14 protein-coding genes are annotated in these 19,463 nt (G+C 65.1%); 6 read left to right on the forward strand and 8 right to left on the reverse strand.

Annotated features, from left to right (window positions below; all coding sequences use genetic code 11):
* The 6 genes from IP68_RS11810 to IP68_RS11835 form a co-directional block, all read right to left on the reverse strand.
* Nucleotides 1–1,183, reverse strand: a 1,183-nt coding sequence (locus tag IP68_RS11810) for a GspE/PulE family protein (protein WP_054135230.1), incomplete at its 3' end; no start/stop codon positions are given.
* 92 nt (nucleotides 1,184–1,275) lie between these two features.
* Nucleotides 1,276–3,468 (reverse strand): type II secretion system secretin GspD, encoded by a 2,193-nt coding sequence (gspD, locus tag IP68_RS11815; RefSeq protein WP_054135204.1) that lies wholly within the window; start codon nucleotides 3,466–3,468, stop codon nucleotides 1,276–1,278.
* Nucleotides 3,465–4,361: a type II secretion system protein N gene (locus IP68_RS11820; protein ID WP_082382320.1), complete on the reverse strand. Its 897-nt coding sequence runs from the start codon at nucleotides 4,359–4,361 to the stop codon at nucleotides 3,465–3,467. Before IP68_RS11820 ends, gspD begins: the two co-directional genes overlap by 4 nt.
* A 195-nt stretch (nucleotides 4,362–4,556) precedes the next feature.
* Complete coding sequence (locus IP68_RS11825) at nucleotides 4,557–7,286, reverse strand: TonB-dependent receptor domain-containing protein (protein WP_054135205.1); 2,730 nt, start codon at nucleotides 7,284–7,286, stop codon at nucleotides 4,557–4,559.
* A 77-nt stretch (nucleotides 7,287–7,363) separates the two neighbouring features.
* Nucleotides 7,364–8,908 carry a hypothetical protein gene (locus IP68_RS11830; RefSeq protein ID WP_054135206.1) on the reverse strand — a complete coding sequence of 515 codons (1,545 nt, stop codon included), beginning with the start codon at nucleotides 8,906–8,908 and terminating at the stop codon, nucleotides 7,364–7,366.
* 427 nt (nucleotides 8,909–9,335) lie between these two features.
* Nucleotides 9,336–9,746 (reverse strand): tol-pal system YbgF family protein, encoded by a 411-nt coding sequence (locus tag IP68_RS11835; RefSeq protein ID WP_054135207.1) that lies wholly within the window; start codon nucleotides 9,744–9,746, stop codon nucleotides 9,336–9,338.
* Between the two features lie 210 nt (nucleotides 9,747–9,956).
* Between IP68_RS11835 and IP68_RS11840 the strand changes: the two genes are divergently transcribed.
* Nucleotides 9,957–11,603, forward strand: coding sequence for an alkaline phosphatase (locus IP68_RS11840; RefSeq protein ID WP_054135208.1), 1,647 nt, complete (start codon nucleotides 9,957–9,959; stop codon nucleotides 11,601–11,603).
* A 192-nt stretch (nucleotides 11,604–11,795) separates the two neighbouring features.
* A complete protein-coding gene (locus tag IP68_RS11845; RefSeq protein WP_054135209.1) occupies nucleotides 11,796–13,994 on the forward strand; it encodes a M13 family metallopeptidase in 2,199 nt (732 codons plus the stop codon).
* Between the two features lie 88 nt (nucleotides 13,995–14,082).
* Here the strand turns inward: IP68_RS11845 and IP68_RS11850 are convergent, their stop codons facing one another.
* Nucleotides 14,083–14,712, reverse strand: a complete 630-nt coding sequence (locus IP68_RS11850; protein ID WP_054135210.1) for a murein L,D-transpeptidase catalytic domain family protein — start codon at nucleotides 14,710–14,712, stop codon at nucleotides 14,083–14,085.
* A gap of 75 nt (nucleotides 14,713–14,787) precedes the next feature.
* Between IP68_RS11850 and IP68_RS11855 the strand changes: the two genes are divergently transcribed.
* From IP68_RS11855 to IP68_RS19780, 4 genes are all read left to right on the forward strand, one after another.
* Nucleotides 14,788–15,930 carry a L,D-transpeptidase family protein gene (locus IP68_RS11855; protein WP_156318087.1) on the forward strand — a complete coding sequence of 381 codons (1,143 nt, stop codon included), beginning with the start codon at nucleotides 14,788–14,790 and terminating at the stop codon, nucleotides 15,928–15,930.
* Nucleotides 15,931–16,019: 89 nt separating this feature from the next.
* Entirely contained in the window at nucleotides 16,020–16,658 is a 639-nt protein-coding gene (locus IP68_RS20630) for a GAF domain-containing protein (protein WP_156318089.1), read from the forward strand.
* Nucleotides 16,643–17,890 (forward strand): bifunctional diguanylate cyclase/phosphodiesterase, encoded by a 1,248-nt coding sequence (locus tag IP68_RS11865; protein ID WP_231683956.1) that lies wholly within the window; start codon nucleotides 16,643–16,645, stop codon nucleotides 17,888–17,890. The genes IP68_RS20630 and IP68_RS11865 overlap by 16 nt, the downstream gene beginning before the upstream one ends.
* A gap of 94 nt (nucleotides 17,891–17,984) precedes the next feature.
* Nucleotides 17,985–18,200 (forward strand): DUF1289 domain-containing protein, encoded by a 216-nt coding sequence (locus tag IP68_RS19780; RefSeq protein ID WP_082382325.1) that lies wholly within the window; start codon nucleotides 17,985–17,987, stop codon nucleotides 18,198–18,200.
* Here the strand turns inward: IP68_RS19780 and IP68_RS11870 are convergent.
* On the reverse strand, nucleotides 18,178–19,395 hold the full coding sequence (locus IP68_RS11870; RefSeq protein ID WP_054135214.1) for a trans-acting enoyl reductase family protein: 1,218 nt from the start codon (nucleotides 19,393–19,395) through the stop codon (nucleotides 18,178–18,180). The genes IP68_RS19780 and IP68_RS11870 overlap by 23 nt on opposite strands.
* Nucleotides 19,396–19,463: the final 68 nt, after the last annotated feature.

Below are 19,463 nucleotides of genomic sequence, written 5' to 3' on the forward strand. Positions count from 1 at the left end.
AGCCATCGGCCTGCACCGGCTCGCGGCATTCGGGGCACAGCCGCCGCACCAGCCGCTGCGCGACGACCGCGCGCAAGGTCGAGGCGAGCAGGAACGGCTCGATCTTCATGTCGCGCATCCGGGTGATCGCACCGATCGCGTCGTTGGTGTGGACGGTCGAGAGCACCAGATGCCCGGTCAGCGAGGCCTGCACCGCGATCTCGGCGGTTTCGTGATCGCGGATTTCGCCGATCATCACCACATCGGGGTCCTGGCGCAGGATCGCGCGCAGCCCGGCGGCGAAGGTCAGCCCGACCTTGGGGTTCACCTGAGTCTGGCCGACACCCTCGATGGCGTACTCGACCGGGTCCTCGACGGTCAGCATGTTGCGCGAGCCGTCGTTGAGCTGCTTGAGGCACGAATAGAGCGTGGTGGTCTTGCCCGATCCGGTGGGACCCGTAACCAGCACGATGCCATTGGGCTCGGACAGCGCCTCGGCAAGGATCTTGTGGGTGCGCGGGCTCATGCCCAGCAGCCCCAGATCCATATTGGCGTTTTCCTTGTCGAGCAAACGCAGCACCACGCGCTCGCCAGCCCGGCTAGGCAGCGTCGATACGCGCACGTCGAGCAGTTTGCCGCCAATCGTCAGCCCGATGCGGCCATCCTGCGGCACGCGGCGTTCGGCGATGTCCAATCGCGCCATTACCTTGATGCGGCTGACGATCACCGGCGCGACATTGGGCGGCATCCGCAGCTTTTCCTGCAGCACGCCATCCATCCGCATCCGGATCACGAGCCCGGTCTCATAGGGCTCGATGTGGATATCCGACACGCCCTGCCGCGCCGCCTCGGCGATGACGCCGTTGATCAGCCGGATCGCAGGCGCATCGTCGGCGCTGTCGAGCAAATCCTCGGCACTGGGAAGGTCGCTCGCCAGCATCTCCAGATCGCTGCCATCGATGTTCATCGAGCTCGCCATCGCCGCGGCATTGCCTTCGACCGCGTAATGATCCGACAGATAGCGCTCGAACTGCGCCACCGGGGCGAGCTCGACATCGAACGGCATCGCCAGATAGCGCCGCACCTCGAGCAATGTGATCGGGTCCGCGCCCTCGCGCAGCGCGACCTTGAGCCGCCCGTCGGCCTCGCCCAGCATCACCACGCCGTTGTCGCGGGCAAAACCATAGGGAATGTCGAGCATCATCCGCGCGAGGCTGCGTTCGGCGGCAAGCTCGAGCGGCGCGTCGGCGGCGGCTTCATCGATCGTGCCGTCGCCGGCTTCGCCCTTGCGGATCTTCATGGCCGGTCTCCCCCCACCGGCGGCAGCTCGGCCTGGCCGGGCTGGCTGGCAGGCAGCGTGGTTGTATCGAGCGGTCCGCTGCCGGGCATCGGACGCGGCGCGATCACCTGGTCATTCGGCCCCGGCGGCGCGGCGACCGGAATGTTCGCGCCCAGATAGTCGCGCACGATGGTGTCGAGCGAGGGTTCGACCTTGGGGTTGAACTCGATCTGCGCCGCGCGGACATAATTGTAGCGCCGCGCCGCGATCGCCTGCGCGTCCTCGGCGGTGCGCAGGATCGTCGGGCGGATGAACACCATCAGGTTGGTCTTGGTCCGCTCGCGCCCGCGCGACTTGAACAGCTCGCCGATGATCGGGATGTCGCCGAGCAGCGGGATCTTCTGGATCGTGCGGCGCTCGTTGTCGTCGAGCAGACCGCCCAAAGCGATGATCTCGCGGTCCTTGACCGTGACCGTGGTCTTGACCTCGCGCTTGTTGATGATCAGCTCGTTGAAATCGTTGCTCACCGGCCCGACGATCGAGCTGACCTCCTGCCGTATGTCGAGCTTGACCTGGTTGCCCGCGTTGATCTGCGGCTTCACCTCGAGCTCGATGCCGACATTCTGCCGCTGGATGGTGCGGAAGGCGTTGTCGAAATTGTTCGACAGCGCCTCGCCGGTGCTGATTGGGATCTCCTGGCCGAACAGGATCGAGCCCTGCACATTGTCGTTCACGGTCAGCGATGGCGTCGACAGGATGTTGGACTCGCTGTCCTCCTGCACCGCATTGATGATCGCGCCCAAGACCCGGTTGTTGCCGATATCGGCAGCAAAGCCGGTATAGCCGCCGCGCGCGCCCAAGATGCGGTTGGCAGCGTTCTGGCGCAGGAAATCGCCCACCGCGCTGTTGTTGCTGGTGGTCACGGTATCACCGTTGATCACCGTGGTGGTCTCATCCAGATCGTTGGCGAGAATGCCGCCCGCGATATCGAGGATGTTGGGCGCGACGTTGGAGAACGGGGTGACGAGGAACGGAATGTCCTTGCCGCCGATCAGGAACTGCACACCGAGCTCGCGCGCGACCCGGTCCGAGATCTCGACGATGATCGCCTCGACCAGCACCTGTTCCTGGCGGATATCGAGCTGGCGAACCAGCTCGGCGAGCGAGCGCTGGACATCGACCGGGGCGGAGATGATCACCGCATTGGCGCCCTCATAGCGGGTGATGATCGCGGTGCCGCGTCCGTTGGACAGCCCCACCGCGCCGCCGATCGGGGCGGACGCCGCAGCCGGGGCTGCGCCATTGGCAGAGGGAGCCGCCGCAGGCGTCGCGGACATCGGCTGCAAACCGCCGCCGCCCTGCGCGCCGACCATCATTTGCAGCACCGGCACCAATTGTTCGGCATCGGCATAATCGAGCCAGATCACGCGGATCTCGCTGCCGTTCGCAGCGCGCGCATCGAGCTCCCTGGCGATCGCGGTCAGCCGCGCAACGGTGGGCGCATCGCCGCGCAGCGCGACCGAATTGCTCGAATCCACCGCAACGACCGACACCAGCGGCGCGCCGCCCCCGCCGCCTTCCGCGCCGCCGCCGGGCGCGGGCGCCAGTTGCTGCAGCGTCATCGCGATCTCGCGCGCGCCGGCATGGTTGAGCGTGATCACCTGGGTGGTCGCATTGTCGCGGTCGATCTGGCCGATCAGCGAGCGAATGCGGCGGATGTTGTCGGCATAATCGGCGACGACCAGGCTGTTGCCGCTGCGGTTGGCGGTGATCGATCCTTCGCGGCTGACAAGCGGACGCAGCGTCTCGACCGCGGTGGTCGCGTCGATCGCGCGCAGGCGGAAGACCTCGGTGACGAACTCGTTCTGCCCGCCGCGGCTGCCCACCCGGCCCGGCGCAGACGCTGCGCCATCGGTCGGCTGGATGCGATAGGCGCCGTTGGCGGTCGGCACCGCGATCAGCCCGTTGGCGCGCAGCGTGGAGAGGAACACCTCGAAATACTCGCTGCGGCTCAAGGGTCGGTCGGTAACCACCGAAACCTTGCCCTGCACCCGGCCATCGATGATGAACGTGCGCCCGGTCACCGTGGCCGCATCCTCGATAAAGGCGCGTACATCGGCATCGCGGACATTGAGGCTGTGCTGCGCGGCCAGAGGTGACGCGAACACGAGCGCGGCGCAAAGCGCCAGGGTTGAAATGTGTTTTTTCATGGTTCCGGTATGATCAGCGCAATGGGAAGGGTCTCGGTGCCGCGCTCAATGAGCAGCGACAGCCGGGCTCCGGAACGAAGCTGCCCTGCCAACGCCGCGCCATCCTGCGCGGAGCTGACCTTGCGGCCGTTGATTTCGGTGACGATATCGCCGGGCTTGAAGCCGGCCTGCGCGAACACCGCGCCATCGGCCTTGGGGGTGACGGCAAAACCGCTGACCCGCCCGTTCTCGGTGCGCGGGGCAAAGCCGATGCCCGCGGTGATCGCCTCTGCAGTGAGCGGCCCGGCCTGCGCCACAGGCAGCGCCTGCGCCGGTGTGGCTGGCGCCGCCGCTGTGTCGCCCACGGTATCGGCGGGAACCGACTGGTCGATGAACAGGCTCTCGCGCAATCCGCCGCGTTCGAGCACGACATGATCGAACAGCACCTGCACCAGCTTGACGCCCGGTGCCACCTCCTCGCCCACGCCATAGCTGCGCTGGACGCCGTCCGACCCGGCGATGATCGCCGAGCCGCCGCCCGAAGCCTCGTTCATCCGCAAACCGTAGAGCGTCAGATCGAGCGAGGTGACTGCCGCGCTGGCATCGCCCGCGGCCGCCGCGCGGTCGAACCCGTCGAAGCTCGCGAACAGCGCGGCGCGCGAAGGCGCGGACATGACATTGGCGGTGCGCGCCTGCCAGTCGCCCAAAGGCGCGATCGGTGTGATGATGGTCCAGATCAGCCGCGCGATCTGGATGACCAGCGCAAGGATCAGCAGCGCCCGCAGCCAGCCATACAACCCCTTGGGCAGAAACCGCGCCAGACCGCTGGCCGGGGCTGCAAATCTTGCCGACCGGAATCGGGAAAGAGAAGCACCAAGGCCTGTCTGCGCGCCGTGATGGGCCGCTGATGCCACGAATCACTCCCCGTTGCGGGCCGATCCCCTTGGCCCTGACACGCTGCTAGGCGCGGCGCATGACGGTTGGATTACCAGTTTATGACAGATATTTGAATGCAAATGCGCGCGTGATCGGCCTGAAACGCCAACGGCAAGGGGCAGCCCCTGCGGACTGCCCCCCATCACACATATCGTTTGGCCGGCTTGGACCGATCAGAACTGCAGCGATGCGCTGATCGAGAAGGCCCGGCCGATGTCATAGGCGTTGTTGAGAATGGTCGAAGTGTTGAGCTGCTGGAACTCGACATAATCGGTTCCCAGCAGGTTGCGGGCCTCGAACTTGAGCTCGGCGACCTTGTTGAAGACCTTGAAGCCCTCGCGCCACACGAAGTCGAGCCGGGGACCGGTATATTCGATGAAATCGGGCTGGCCCGCAGGACCGCGGTTGGTCACGCGGTTGCTGTTCCACGACAGCAGGATGGTCTGCTGCGACAGACGTTCGCCGGTGCCTTCAAGCCCGACCTGCATGTTGGCGATATGATCGGACTGGCCGGTCAGCGCAAAGCCGCCGGTGCGGAAGATCGTCGAGGCGGCGACCATGTTGCCGCTCAGCGGATCGGCGATCTGGTCCTGCGCGGTCACCTTCACATCCGAATTGGTGTAGGTGTAGTTGCCCGCGATCAGCAGACGGCGTTCCTCGAAGAAGGTGCCGCCCAGATCGATCAGATCGAAATATTTCACCAGCTCGATTTCCGCACCGTACAGCGTGGCGGTCGGCGCGTTGGCGAAGGTGGTGAAGAAGTTGTCGCCCTGACGGAAACCGAGGTTTTCGATTGGATCCTTGATGTCCTTGTAGAAGATCGCGGCGGTCACGCGCTCGTCACGCCCGAAGAAATATTCGTAGCGCGCTTCGAGGTTGATAAGGCGGCTGTTCTTGAGGAACGGGTTGCCGAAGAAGGTGCGGTCGAATTCCAGATCGAGATACTGCTGCGGCGCAAGTTCGCGGAACTGCGGCCGGGCGATGGTCTTGGAGGCGGCAAAGCGCACCTGCATGTCCTCGGCCAGGTTCCAGGTCAGCGTCGCGGCAGGCAGAAAGTCATCCTTCTTGATGCTGGTCGCCACCAGATTGGCGCTGCCCAGGCCGAACAGATCGATCGGCAGCACGAACTGGGAGCCATCTTCATAGCGCACGCCAGCCTGAAGCTTGAGGGTGTCGGTGAACTTGGCCTCGAACTGCAGATAGCCTGCATGCACTTCCAGCCCGGCATCATAGGCTGCCGCGCCGTTGGTGCCCGAGGTTTCGACCAGGCGAACATCGAAGGTGTAGACGTTGAAGTCCGACAGCAGGAAGTCGGGGCGCTGCTGCGAAACCGCAAACGGCAGCGGTCCCTGCCCGCTCAGGAAGCGGAAGTCGCGGCGGATCGAGGTACGGTCGTTTTTGTAATAGGCATAGCCCGCCGAGAAGGTGATCGGAAAGCCGATGTCGGTGTCATAGGCGAGGTCGACATTGGCGCCGTAGACATTGTCGTCGAGATCGCTGAACGCGATGCGCGCGCCCTCGCCCGCCGACTGGAGATCGTTGACGAAGTCACCAGCGACCGCGTTGAAGGTATAGTCGAACGTCCGCTCATACGGGGCTTCGCGCTGCGAATTGGCGTAGCTGCCGCGGAAGTTGAGGCGGAAATCGTCGAACTTCATCTCGCCGACGAACTGGGTGTTCATCAGCTGGCGCTCGAACCAGTTGGTGCGGCTGCGGTTGATCAACCGGGTGTCGGTGACGCGCGCGTCGATGCCTTCACGGATCGATGCGTCCTTCAGTGTATCGCGGATGAAGACGTTGGTGAGCTTGAACTTGTGCTCGCCGACGTCCGCGGTGATTCCCAGCAGGCCGTTGACGACGATGCGGTTCTCGGTGGTCAGATAGCGAAAATCGATGTCGGGGTTGAGCGTATCGACGCCGTTCACCGGCACGATGCCCTGCGAGATCTGCTGGACGCCGCCGCGCGTACGCCAGGTGTTGTTGATGCCGGTCGCGCCGACGATGCCGATGTTGACATCGCCGATCAGAAAGCTGGTCGCGCCGCTGATCTGGCCCGAGAAATTGACCGGGATGTTGTTGTTGCGCTGAATCAGCGCGGTGTTGGCGTTGGCCAGGCTTGCGGTCAGGTCGCGCACTTCACCGGCGGTGAAGTTGGCCCCCACGGAAATCGGATTGCCCGAGGCAAAGGCGTTGCGCAGGTTGCGCGGCAGCGTACGCGCGCCATTGTCGAAGCCGGTGAAATCGGTCGAGGAGCCGAAATAGGTATAGCCCACCTCGCCGGTGGTGATGGTGTCAACGCCGGTGCCGACCTCGATCTTGAAGAACGGGTCGCGCGGAACCGACTTGGTGGTGAGGTTGATTGCGCCACCGCCGAATTCGCCGGGATAGTCCACCGAATAGCTCTTCTGGATGGTGGTCGAGGCGATGACGCTGGTCGGGAAGATGTCGAGCGGCACGGTGCGGCGCAGCGGATCGGGCGAGGTCAGCGGCGATCCGTTCATCAGCGCGAGCGAATAGCGCTCACCCAGACCGCGAACGAACACGAAGCGGCCGCCGACGACGCTGAGGCCGGTCACGCGCTGCAGCGATCCGGCAATGTCGCCATCGGCGGTACGCGCAATATCGGCTTCGCTGAGGACCGAGAGCACCTCGGAGGTCGCGCGGATCGGGTTGGGGATGAAGCGACCGCGCACCACGATTTCACTGCTGCCGCCGCCCGCACCGGGACCGGAGATTTCGATCTCTTCCTGGGCGGGTTCCTCGGCGTCCGGTTCCTCGGCAGCCGGCTGGGCGGCATCCTGGGTCGGCTGCGCGGGGGCTTCCTGGGCGAAGGCGGCCGGCGAAATCAAGCCTGAGCTGGCCATCAGCAATGCAGCGAATGAAAGCGGCGTCAATTTCGCCATGAGTCCCTCCAAGAATTCATCAAAAAGGGGCGGCGGCGCTTTTCGCCGCCGCCCCGAAACCGGTCAGCGGTTTGCAATCAGGTGGTCGGAATGGTCGGCACGGCGGTGCAAGCAGGCGTGCTGCTGTAAAGGCCGCAGGTCCATCCCTGGAACCGCGTGTCGGCAGCATCACGCACCGCACCGATATAGGTGACCGAGTTGTAGAAGCTGTTGATCGCGGTGACGTTGAACACCGGACGCGCGGTTTCGTTGGCACCATTGATGAAGATGCCCGACAGCGTCGAGGTGCCGTTGGTGGTGTTGTTCGATCCGGCGGTGAACAGCGCCTGGATGGCGGCAACGGTCACGTTGCCATCATCGGTGAAGGCGTTGGGGCAGCTGAGGAACACCGATTCAAAGCGCGGCGGGCCGGCTTCGTCGCCTGCAGCACCGGAAGCCTGCATGGTGATCGCGCTGTCGACGTCGAGGCACCAGCCGGGACCGCTGATCACGCTGTTGAACGCGGCAAAGTCCATGCCGCCGCGCAGCAGGATCGCCGCTTCGTCCGCGGTGGTCTGGGTGGAGACGAACGTGGCGTTCGACATCGACCACTTGGTGCGCGGCTCGGCGTTTTCGTTGCCGTTCGAATCGCCTTCGATCACGTGGTTGGCGCTGGCGGTCTGGATGCCCAGCAGGAACTGGTTGAAGCCCTGATAGCCCAGATCCATGTCGAAGGTGTCGTCGTCATTGCCCAGGCCGACGAGGTTGCGTCCGTTGACGCGGCCGCCGAACCATTCGATGCCGTCGTCCGAGCTGTTGTAGACCTGCACGTTCTGGAAGAAGGTGCCCGAGCCCACGCCTGCCAGGGTGATGCCGTTGAGCTCGTTGCCCGGCTGGACCTCGAAGCCCGAATAGCGAACCTGGAAGAACGCGATGCGGCCCGAATTGTCGGTGGGCACCGCGCCGCCATAATTGGCGTTGGTGCCTTCCACGACGCCCGAGCAATCGGTGCGGGTGCCGCCGGGGTTGGTCGGCGAACCGGTGGCGCAGTCGGACAGCGGCGCGCGGCCGAGGATCACGACACCGCCCCACAGGCCCTTGGAGTTGGCGGTGGCGGTGCCCACGACGTTGTCGCGTGCGGTGAAGATGATCGGCTGAGTCGCGGTGCCTTCGGCAAACAGCTGCGAGCCGCGGTTGACCAGCAGGAAGTCCGCGCCCGACGATCCGAAGAAGGTCACGCCCGGCTCGATGGTCAGGATGGCCGAGGTCCCGGCGCCACCTGCGGCACCGACATCGACGCCGACCTGTACGCGGCCCGAGAGCGAGTAGACAGTGCCGGCGCGGCGCGGGATCACCAGGTTGGTCGTGATCGTGCCCGAAAGCTGGCAGTTGCGGGCAACTGCGCCGCCACCCAGCGTGATGGTGCCGACATTGGCGGTGCCGTTGGGGCAGTCTGCAGCCGGACCGGTCGGGGTCGGCGTGGGGGTCGGAGTCGGCGTCGGGGCCGGCGCGGGTGCCGGCGTGGGAGCCGGAACAACGATGACGCCTTCGCCGGGCGATGCGACGTCATCTGCGCCGCAAGCGGTAACTACCAGGGCCGCGGCCGAAGCCATCAGGACCGAACGAACACGTGCATTGAGCATCTTTGAATCTCCGCAAATCAGGACAGATCAGTCTGTCGGCTTTTCTGGAACGAGGCGGAGATGAGCTGATTCCACCCCCTGGAACGCCGTTCGAAGGGGCAGATAGGCAGGCAAGATGAACCTGCGGCGCTATTTCAGTGACAATGGAGCGACAGGATTATGACGGTTTGGAGTCTTATGTGACAGAACCGGGTCACGGGGCAGATGCACCGACCTATCCACCTAATAAATAAGGACTAATCCGAACGCCTGGGCGAAGCCTGCAGTTCAGCCAAGGCCTTGGCGAGCGCCGAATGAGTCGCCGCGCGCATGCGCATTGCGCGAATAAGGTGACTTAATTGCCACAACTGTCCCACAGCCGGACGCAAAAACGCCCGGTCGGAACAGGTCCGGCCGGGCGCTGGTGATTTTCGATCGATCGGCGCGATCAGCGGCTGGCATAGCCCTGATCGAGGCGGCGCATGGCGTGGCGCGCGGCAACGCGGCTGTCCATCACGCGCCCGTCCGACAGGATGATGTCGAACGATGCCGGGGCGTTGATCGCCGCCTGGTAATGCTGACGCGCCGAAGCAACATCGCCCATCTTGGCATAGGCCAGCCCCATGTTGATCAACCTTGCGGGATCGCGGCGGGCGGCCGGTGAAACCTGTTTCTCTGCGGCCTGCATCTGTTCCAGAGCGGCCGGGTAATTGCCCTGCAGCAGCGCGGCATAGCCCAGCGCGCCGGCATCATAACCGATTTCATTCGCCGCCGCCCGGTTCTGCGCAGGCTGGGCAAAGCCAGGCGCAGCCATACCGAGGGCGGCCAGGGCCGCGATTGCGATAACTTTGGTGTTCATGTCATCTGATCCTTTCTCAACGTGACAGGTCGAATGCTATGCCTATGTGACAGTCAATGCAACATCATTGTAATATAAAAGACGTTCATATGTCATATTTCTGTAATTTTCTAAATTTGGTGGCATTGTCACACGCACGACACGGGACTTGACCATCAGACACGCGCGCTGTCCGATGCGCTGCCAAAACACTCCGGAGAGGCCATCCCCATGACCATGACAATCGACCGCAGGCTGCTGATCAAGGCGGGCACCTTCGGGCTTGCCGCATTGTCCATTCCCGGTGCGGCGCAGGCGCTGTTTGCAGGGCGCGGCTTCACCCATGGCGTGGCGAGCGGCGAACCTTCGGGCAGTTCGGTGCTGCTGTGGACGCGCTATGTTGCGGACAGCGATGCACGGCTGACCGCCGAGCTCTCCCCTACCCCCGATTTCGACAGGCCTGTGGGCGGCGGGTCGGTAACTGCCAGCGCCGCGCGCGACCATATCGCCAAGCTCACCGTCACCGGGCTCAAGCCCGACAGCTGGTATTTCTATCGCTTCGTGGCGGCCGATGGCAGCACGTCACCGGTCGGCCGCACCCGCACGCTGCCGGTGGGCGAGACCGCAGGCTTCAACATCGGCGTGTTCTCCTGCTCCAACCTGCCCTTTGGGTGGTTCAACGGCTATGCCCATGCCGCCGCGCGCAACGACCTGGATCTGGCGGTGCACACCGGCGACTATGTCTATGAATACGGCCTCGACGTGTACCCCACGCGCGGTCAGGCGCTCCCCGGGCGCAGCGTCCAGCCCGATCACGAGATGGTGACGCTGGCCGATTACCGGCTGCGCTATGCCAGCTACCGGCTCGATGCCGATCTGCAGCGGCTGCACCAGGTGGTGCCGATGATCGCGATGTGGGACGACCACGAGATCGCCAACGACAGCTATCGCGATGGCGCGCAGAACCATCAGAGCGACAGCGAAGGCGATTATGCGACCCGCCGCCGCATCGCCGAACAGGTCTATCGCGAGTGGATGCCGGTCGCCGATCTGGCGCCCGCCGACCCCTTGTGGACCAGCTACCAGATCGGCAACCTTGCCACGCTGATCCGCACCGAAAGCCGCCTGTCGGGCCGCGACAAGCCGATCGAACTTTCGGAAGCTTTTGCCGGTGGCGGCGACATCGCTGCAGCACTGGCCAGGTTCCGCGACGAAAAATGGGTCGACCCTGCCCGCCGCATGCTGGGTGACGATCAGGCGCGCTGGCTGGGCGACCAGTTCAAGGCGTCCAAGGCGTCGGGAACTCGCTGGCAGGTGTGGGCGCAGCAATGCGTGATGGGATCGATGAAGCTTCCGCTCGAAACCGCCGACTGGGTGCCCAGGGACGCGCCCGCGATCGTGCGCAGCCGATCGGCTGCGGGGCTTGCCGCGAGCAAGGCCGGCCTGCCGTTCAACATGGACGCATGGGATGGCTACCCCGTCCAGCGCGAGGCGCTGCTCCAGTCCGCGCAGGCCGCGGACGCCGATCTGGTCGTGCTGTCGGGCGACAGCCACAATGGCTGGGGCTTCGATCTGGATGCGGGCGGCAAGCCCGCCGGGGTCGAGTTTGCCGGTCATTCGATCAGCTCGCCGGGGTTCGAGGCCTATGCGCCGACGATTGCCCCCGCCGATGTCGCAGGCGCACTGGTGCGCGGCAATCCGCAGCTCAAATGGGCCGATACCAGCTCGCGCGGCTACATGACGCTGCAGCTGACCCAGCAAAGCGCCACCGCGCACTGGCACAAATTGCGCACCATTCGCGAACGCAGCACCGACCTGGCCGGGAGCAGCAGCCTGAGCGTCCTGCCCGGCCGGCGAACGATCGCGATGCCCGGCTGATCGCGGCGGCGGGGGCGGCGCGGCCAGCCGGCGCTGCAAAGCCGTTGGTCGACGCTGCCCTGCTGCCTGCCGAAAAGCTTTGCCCGCCTGTCGGACACGCCCTAGGCTGCCCGCATCGTCGCAGTCCGCCGTTCCGGCGCGGCATGGCGACCGCCCGCAATGCGGGCTCAACAGACCTTAGGGGAGCTACATATGGTAAAATCGATTCTGCTGGCATCGGCAGCGCTCATCGCGCTGGCGGCGGCACCTGTCAGCGCGCACGAAACCGACGGCAAGGGCCCGGAAATCGACCTGCTGATCGAAGGCGAAGCGTCTGCCGACGCGCCGCTGGCCGGCACCCCCGATGCCGAGGGCATCACCACCACCGCACGTGATTACTGGGGCAACTGGGGCATCGACACCACCGTGATGAACCCGGCGGTCAAGCCCGGCGATGACTTCTACGCCTATGTCAACGGCAAGTGGCTCGACAGCTTCGAAATGCCCGCCGATCGTACCCGCTATGGCGCGTTCACGCTGCTCGCCGAAAAGTCCGAGCAGCGCGTGCGCAAGATCATCGACGAGCTCGCCGCAACCAAGCCCGATCCGAAGACCGGCGCAGGCAAGGTTGCCGCTTTCTACAATTCCTATCTCGATACAGCAGCGATCGACGCGGCGGGCCTTGCCCCTGCCCAGCCCTATCTCGACAAGATCAAGGCGGCCAAGACCCGCGAAGACCTTGCCAAATTGTTCGGCGCGCCCGGCTTCCGCAGCCCGGTGGCGGGCTTTGTCGATATCGATTCCAAGCAGACCGACACCTATATCTTCCAGGTCACCCAGGCGGGCCTGGGCCTGCCCGACCGCGACTATTATCTCGTCGACAGCGAGGCGAACCTGAAGATCCGCGCCGGATACATGCAGTATCTGACCTTCCTGATGGGCAAGGCAGGCTATGCCGATCCGGCAGCCACCGCGCAGACGGTCTATGATCTGGAAAAGCAGATCGCGACCGCGCATTGGGACCGCGCTGTCGGCCGCAACCGCAACCTTACCTACAACAAGCTCACCAAGGCCGAGATGGTGGCATTGGGCGGCGGCTTCCCGGTCGAGACCTTCATGAAGGCGATCGGCGTCGACGGCCAGCAGGACTTCGTCGTCCGCCAGCTCACCCCGACCGCCGAGGAACTCGCCGCCGAAAAGCTGACCCCCGAACAGGCGGCGAAGCTCGGCAGCGGCATCGGCGGGCTGTTCACGCTCGCCAACACCGCGCCGATCGCGGCCTGGCAGGCCTGGCTTGCAGCCGGTTTCCTCTCGAGCAACGCCAGCGTGCTGCCCTCGGATATCGATGAGGCCAATTTCGCATTCTACGGCAAGGTGCTGGGCGGCCAGCAGAAGCAGCGCGAGCGCTGGCAGCGCGGTGTCGCCGCGGTCGAAGGCACGATGGGCGAGATCGTCGGCAAGATCTATGCGGACCGCTATTTCCCCGCGGAAAACAAGGCCGCGATGGACGATCTGGTCGGCAATCTGCGCAAGGCGATGGCGGCGAACCTCGACGACATCACCTGGATGGGCGATGCCACCAAGGTGGAGGCGCGCGACAAGCTCGCCAAGTTCACCCCCAAGATCGGCTATACCGAAAAGTTCGAGACCTATGACAGCCTGGCGATCGCGCCGGGCAAGGCGCTCGACAATGTCATCGCCGCGACCACCTGGGGCTACAAGGACAACATCTCCAAGCTGGGCAAGCCGATCGACAAGACCGAATGGTTCATGCTGCCGCAGACGGTGAACGCGTATTACTCGCCGCCGCGCAACGAGATCGTCTTTCCCGCCGCGATCCTGCAGCCGCCGTTCTTCAACCTGACCGCGGACCCTGCGGTGAATTATGGCGCGATCGGCGGGGTCATCGGCCATGAAATGGGCCATGGCTTTGACGATCAGGGCTCCAAGTCGGATGGCGACGGCGTGCTGCGCGATTGGTGGACTCCAGAAGACCAGGCCAACTTCAAGAAGCTGACCAGCGCGCTGGTCGCTCAGTACAGCGCCCTGTGCCCGCTCGACGACGGCAAGACCTGCGTCAACGGGGCGCTCACGCTGGGCGAGAACATCGGCGATGTCGGCGGTCTGTCGATGGCGTATCGCGCCTACAAGATCCACCTGAACGGCAAGGAGGACAAGGTAATCGACGGGCTGACCGGCGACCAGCGCTTCTTCATGGCCTGGGCACAGGTGTGGCGCAACAAGTCGCGCGAAGAGTTCCTGCGCCAGCAGCTGCAGACGGACTCGCACTCGCCCGCCAATTACCGCGCCAACGGCACCGTCCGCAATTTCGACGAGTGGTACAAGGCATTCGACGTCAAGCCGGGCGACGCATTGTACCTGCCGCCCGAAAAGCGCATCCGCATCTGGTGATCACGCGTCACCGGTGCTTCCGGCCCGGCTTCGTCCCCTTTTGGGGGCGTTGCCGGGCGGGAGCGCCGGGCGCTGACGACCCGCCAGCCTAGCGCGCGGAGAACAGCAGCCGTCCCGGCCCCAGCTGCGCCAGCACCATGGCGATATCGCTGTGCGAGACGGTGAAGCAGCCGAAACTGCGCCCCACCCTGCCCGATGTGCTCGCCATGGTCTGGCTGACATAATCGGCGCTGTGGATCACGATGGCGCGATCGAACGCCAGGTCGTTTTGCGGATCGAGCCCGTGCAACCGCCGCGAGCGGCCATATTTGCCGACATAGCTCTCGCCCACCAGAAAGCTGCCTGCGGACGAGGCATTCGATCCCGGTTCGTTCGAGAATCGCTGCACGAAGCCGGTGTTGGCGGGGTCAGACCCGCGCCCATGCGCCACAAGGTTGCTCGACACGATCCGCCCGCTGGCAAGATCGATGACCTGAAAGCGCGGCTTGCCCGAAGGTGCGGCAAAATCGACGAGGCCGACAACGTCGCGGTGCGGTACCTTGGCGCCATGGGCGTCGAGCGCCGCCCTGGCCTTGGCGAGCAGACCCGGAGCGGCATCGGTGCGAACGGCGGCAAAGGCGCGCGGCGCGCCCAGCCCGCCTACCCCCAGGCCGTCTACCCCAAGCCCGGCTGCCCCCAGCCCCAGCGCTCCGATAAAGTGGCGTCGTGTCAGTTTCATTGCTACACCGTCAAACAGTTCAGTCACCGCAGAATTGGGCACTCCAGGCACAAAGTGCAAACGGACGGATCAAGAATGCAGAAAAAATCGCGGATGACAAGGTCGGCGCTGCTCGGCCTGGCGCTGGCAGGGCTGGCGGTTGCAGGCTCGACATCGGCGCATGCGGCGTCCTGGCGGATCGCGCAGGCGCAGGAACTGCGCCAGTGGATCGCCGCCGCGCCGCAGGATGCGCTTCCGGTTCTGGACACCGCAGAGCTCGACACCGCGCTGCGCGAAGGGCCGGGCCCGGCGTTCGACCTGAGTGCACGCACGCTCGCGCTGAAGCTCGCCGCGATGCATCTGCTGGGCGCTTCGCCTGCAAACCAGAAGGCCGGCTGGCAGATCCCCGATACCGATGCGCAGACCGACCTGGGTCAGGGGCTCGACCAGGCGCTTGCCAGCGACAGCCTCGCCAGGTTCCTCACCGGCCTGCGTCCCGCGCACCGCGACTATGCCGCCCTGCGCGCCGCTTATGCCATCGAGAGCGACCCGGACCGCAAGGCAGTGATCGCCCGCAACATGGAACGCTGGCGCTGGATGCCGCGGGAACTGGGCGTGAACCATCTGCTGATCAACGCCGCGTTCTTCGAGGCGCGGCTGACGCGGCAAGGCAAGCCCGACCGGGCATGGCGCGTCATTGTCGGCAAGACCGCAACCCCGACCCCGGTGTTCGCGACCCAGATCACCGGCGTCAACCTCAACCCCTGGTGGAACATCCCGGTGAGCATCGTTCGCGAAAAGGGCGGGCGCTTTGCGGCAAGCCAGGGATATGTCCAGACGGGCGGGCAATGGCGGCAGAAGCCCGGCCCCGGCAACGCGCTCGGGCAGATGAAGCTGGTGATGCCCAATCCCTATAGCGTCTATATCCACGACACCCCCAGCAAGGCGCTGTTCGCCAGGGAGACCCGCGCCTTCAGCCATGGCTGCGTGCGGATCGACGATGCGGTCGGATTTGCCACCGTTCTGCTCGAAGGCAGCAAGACCAGCACCGAGGTCGCCGCAGCGGTCAAGGCGGGCAATTCGGTGACCTTCGATCTGGCGAACCCGATCCCGGTATACCTCGCCTATTTCACCGCCGCGCCCGCTGCCGACGGCACGATCGCGTTCAGCCCGGACATCTATCGCCGCGACAGCCGAATCGCGCTCGCCGCGAAAACGGGCGTGCCCTGCCGGGGCTGACGCCACGGCATGCCGCTGCTGCCGATGCCGCGCTTAACCAAACCTTAGACTGCCCTTGCTAGGCGTGATCGCGGTTGCTGGAGAAGGCCGTGATATCGCAGAGTTTTGAGCAACAGGCGCATGTGGTCGAGATCCTTGCGGATGCGATATCGGCGCATGTGTGCGACGCGGATCTGGCGATCGAGAAGATATTGTCGGGCATGGGCATCCTGAGCGGCGTCGACCGCGCCTATGTGTTCCAGCGAAAGCCCGGCGACCTGCTCGACAACACGCACGAATGGTGCAGCGACGGCGTGGCGCCGATGATCGATGTCCTCCAGAACATGCCGATGGACATCATCGCACCTTGGCGCGAGGGCTTCGAGCGCGGCGAGCCGCTGCATGTTCCCTCGATCGATGCGATCGATCTTGCCCCCGAGCTTCGCGAACTGCTCGAGATGCAGGGCATTGTCGGGATCCTGCTTGTACCGGTGCAGTGGGACGGTTCGGTCATGGGGTTCGTCGGGTTCGACCAGGTCGACCAGGCGCGCCCGTTCTCGTCCGAGGTGCTGCGCATCCTGATCGCGGTGGCAGGCGCAGTGGGCACCATCCTGGCCCGCGCCGCGGCGAACCGCGAGATCATCCGCACCAAGACCGAGCTGGAAGAGGCCGTCACGCAGCTGCGCCATCTGGTGATGCACGACGATCTGACCGGCGCGCGTTTCACCTCGCGATCAAGGCGGCGCTAGACAGCGGCGCGCGCTACCAGACCGAAACCAGCGTCGCGATGATCGACCTGGCGCGGTTCAAGAGCGTCAACGAGAAATACGGCCATACCGAGGGCGACCGGCTGCTGCGGCAGATCGTCGAACGCTGGGCTGTGGTGCGGACCCATGGCGTGGACATCTACCGCATCGGCGGCGATGAGTTCGCGGTCGTGCTCAATGGCAGCGATGCCGAACAGGCGATGCACACGGTGATCAAAACCATGCGCGCTGCGCTGATCGAACCGTTCATCCTGGGCGACCAGAACACGCGGATCGACATGAGCGCGGGGCTCACGGTTGCGCCGCGCGACGGCACCACTGCCGATGTGCTTGCCGCCAATGCCGATCTTGCGGTGCTGACCTCCAAGATCGAAAAGGGCAAAACCTGCACCTACAGCTCCGAACTGCGCAAGCTTGCGCTGCAGCGGCACGAGATCGCGCAGGATCTGCTCGCCGCGCGCCCGGACCGCGATTTCGTGCTGGCCTATCAGCCGATCGTCGATCTGCGCACCGGCGCCATCGTCAAGGTCGAGGTGCTGCTGCGCTGGCAGCATCCCACGCGCGGCCTGCTGATGCCCGCCGACTTCATCGATGTGCTGTGCGGGCTCGACCAGTCGCGCAGCGTCGGGCGCTGGGTGCTCGACACCGCCTGCCAGCAGATCGCGCACTGGAACAAGCGCTTCGGCATGGACCTCGTGGTGTCGGTCAACGCCTTCCCGCTTCAGGTGGCGACGTTTGATTTCATCCTCGACGTGCAGAGCGCGCTCTACCGCAGCGGCCTTCCGGTCGGATGTCTCGAGATCGAGGTCACCGAGAACATCACGCTTCAGGAAGGCTCGCTCAACCTGAAGGTGCTCAAGCAGCTGTCGGAAATGTTCGTCGCGATTTCGCTCGACGATTTCGGCACCGGCTTTGCCAGCCTCAACAGCGTGACCCAGATCGAGGTCCAGACGCTGAAGATCGACCGCAGCTTCGTGTTCGGCCTGCGCCCGGGCGATCCGCGGATCGAGGTGCTCAAGGCCATGCAGCGCATGACCAAGGGTCTGGGCATCCGCACGGTCGTCGAGGGGATCGAGCACAAGGCCGTGGCCGACATCGTGCGCAAGATCGGCTTCGACTGCGGCCAGGGCTATTACTGGAGCCGCCCGGTCGATCCCCGCTCCTTTGCAGGCCTGCTCGAGGCCGAATGCGCATCGGCGGTGCAGTTCGGCTGATCCCGCCGCGTCCGTCTCCCGGACCGGTGCGCCTGCGCGCATCTCCCACAATGGTGCGCTTGCGCGCAGGGGGGCGTTGTGGTTTGTGCGCGGCGTGAAGTCACCCTGTAACCTGACCTGCCGGATTGAACCCGATAGCGGCTATTGCGCGGGCTGCGGCCGCGACATCGCGGAAATCGTCGAATGGCCGAGCGCGCCTGATGACCGCAAGCAGCAGATCCTCTCGGCGTTGCCGCAGCGGCTGGCGGCGATGACCGACGCGCACCCCGCGCCGGTTGGACCACCCTCTATTCCAGCAGCTCGAACGTAAGCCCGGCATCGGCCTGCAGCCGCTCGATCAGCCTGTCGCCCAGCAGCGTCGCCGGCGTCCAGAACCCTCCCGGAACATCGTCCGCCACGTCGCGGGCAAGACACGCCGCGGCTTGCGACAGCATCTTGGCGGTGGATCCATAGCCGGGGTCGCGATCCCCCGTCACCCGGCAGGCGATCGTCTCGCCCTTGGTGGTCGTGCCGCGGAACACGATATCGAACCCGCCTTCCAGCTGCGCCTTCTCGCTTGGGCCCTCGCCCGGCTTGGGCAGCACCGCGGTTTCGAGCAGCCAGCGCACCGGCGGCACCGCCAGACCCAGCATCAGGGCATTCAGGCCCCAGCTCGTCGCCCGCGCCGCCGTCTTGCCGCGCGCGCCGTCCCCGGTCACCACCGCCTCTTCGTAGCGAAAGCCGGTGCCATAGCTGTTGCCGCTCAGCGCATTCGACCGATGCACCACCCGGGCGTTGATCGCCTCCATGATGAACGGCGCGATCCAGCCCCCCGAGGCATCGTCATGGGCTATCTTCACCTCGCGCTGCGGGGCCGAGAACCCATGCCCCGGCGGGCAAAGGCTGTAGGGGTCCTTCAGCTCGCGCCGCAGATCGGCATCGCCCACCGCTTCCTTGACCATGTTGATCATGCTCGCGATGGTCCCGCCCGATGCGCCGCCCTTCATGCTGACGACCCGCATCGCGATCTTCTCGCACGGCTGGCCGAAGCGCTGCAGCGCGTGCCGCTGGAGAAAATGCACGCCCAGATCCGACGGGATCGAATCGAACCCGCAGCAGTGCACGATCCGAGCGCCACTTGCCTTGGCGTCGGCTTCATGCCGTGCCTGCATCTTGCGGATCCATTGCGGCTCGCCGGTCAGGTCGCAATAATGCGTGCCGCTGGTGGCGCAGACCTGCACCAGCAGGCTGCCGTACAGCGCATAGGGGCCGACAGTGGACATCACCACGCTGGTCCGCGCGCACATCTTCCGCAACGCGGCCTCGTCGGCGGCATCGGCAACGATCATCTCAACCCCCGACAGCCCGACCGCCTCGCTGACGCTCTGCAGCTTGGCCAGCGAGCGCCCGGCGATCGCCCATCTGATCGACCCGTCCGCAAACTGCTCTTTCATGTACCGCGTTATGATCTGGCCGACGAAACTGGTCGCCCCGTAAACGATGATGTCGAAATTCGCGTCGGTCATGTGTGTCTCCAGAGCAAGGCCCGGAGACGGTGATACGGGAATAACGCGCGGCTGCCACAGATTAGTCT

This window comes from Blastomonas sp. AAP25, assembly GCF_001295965.1.
In the GTDB taxonomy this organism is placed as follows: Bacteria; Pseudomonadota; Alphaproteobacteria; order Sphingomonadales; family Sphingomonadaceae; genus Blastomonas; species Blastomonas fulva.

What these genes read in the sequence shown, in the direction of transcription:
- gspD (WP_054135204.1), bottom strand. Translation starts at nt 3,468, where the DNA reads ATGAAAAAACACATTTCAACCCTGGCGCTTTGCGCCGCGCTCGTGTTC.
- IP68_RS11825 (WP_054135205.1), bottom strand. Translation starts at nt 7,286, where the DNA reads ATGGCGAAATTGACGCCGCTTTCATTCGCTGCATTGCTGATGGCCAGC.
- IP68_RS11830 (WP_054135206.1), bottom strand. Translation starts at nt 8,908, where the DNA reads ATGCTCAATGCACGTGTTCGTTCGGTCCTGATGGCTTCGGCCGCGGCC.
- IP68_RS11835 (WP_054135207.1), bottom strand. Translation starts at nt 9,746, where the DNA reads ATGAACACCAAAGTTATCGCAATCGCGGCCCTGGCCGCCCTCGGTATG.
- IP68_RS11840 (WP_054135208.1), top strand. Translation starts at nt 9,957, where the DNA reads ATGACCATGACAATCGACCGCAGGCTGCTGATCAAGGCGGGCACCTTC.
- IP68_RS11845 (WP_054135209.1), top strand. Translation starts at nt 11,796, where the DNA reads ATGGTAAAATCGATTCTGCTGGCATCGGCAGCGCTCATCGCGCTGGCG.
- IP68_RS11850 (WP_054135210.1), bottom strand. Translation starts at nt 14,712, where the DNA reads ATGAAACTGACACGACGCCACTTTATCGGAGCGCTGGGGCTGGGGGCA.
- IP68_RS11855 (WP_156318087.1), top strand. Translation starts at nt 14,788, where the DNA reads ATGCAGAAAAAATCGCGGATGACAAGGTCGGCGCTGCTCGGCCTGGCG.
- IP68_RS11870 (WP_054135214.1), bottom strand. Translation starts at nt 19,395, where the DNA reads ATGACCGACGCGAATTTCGACATCATCGTTTACGGGGCGACCAGTTTC.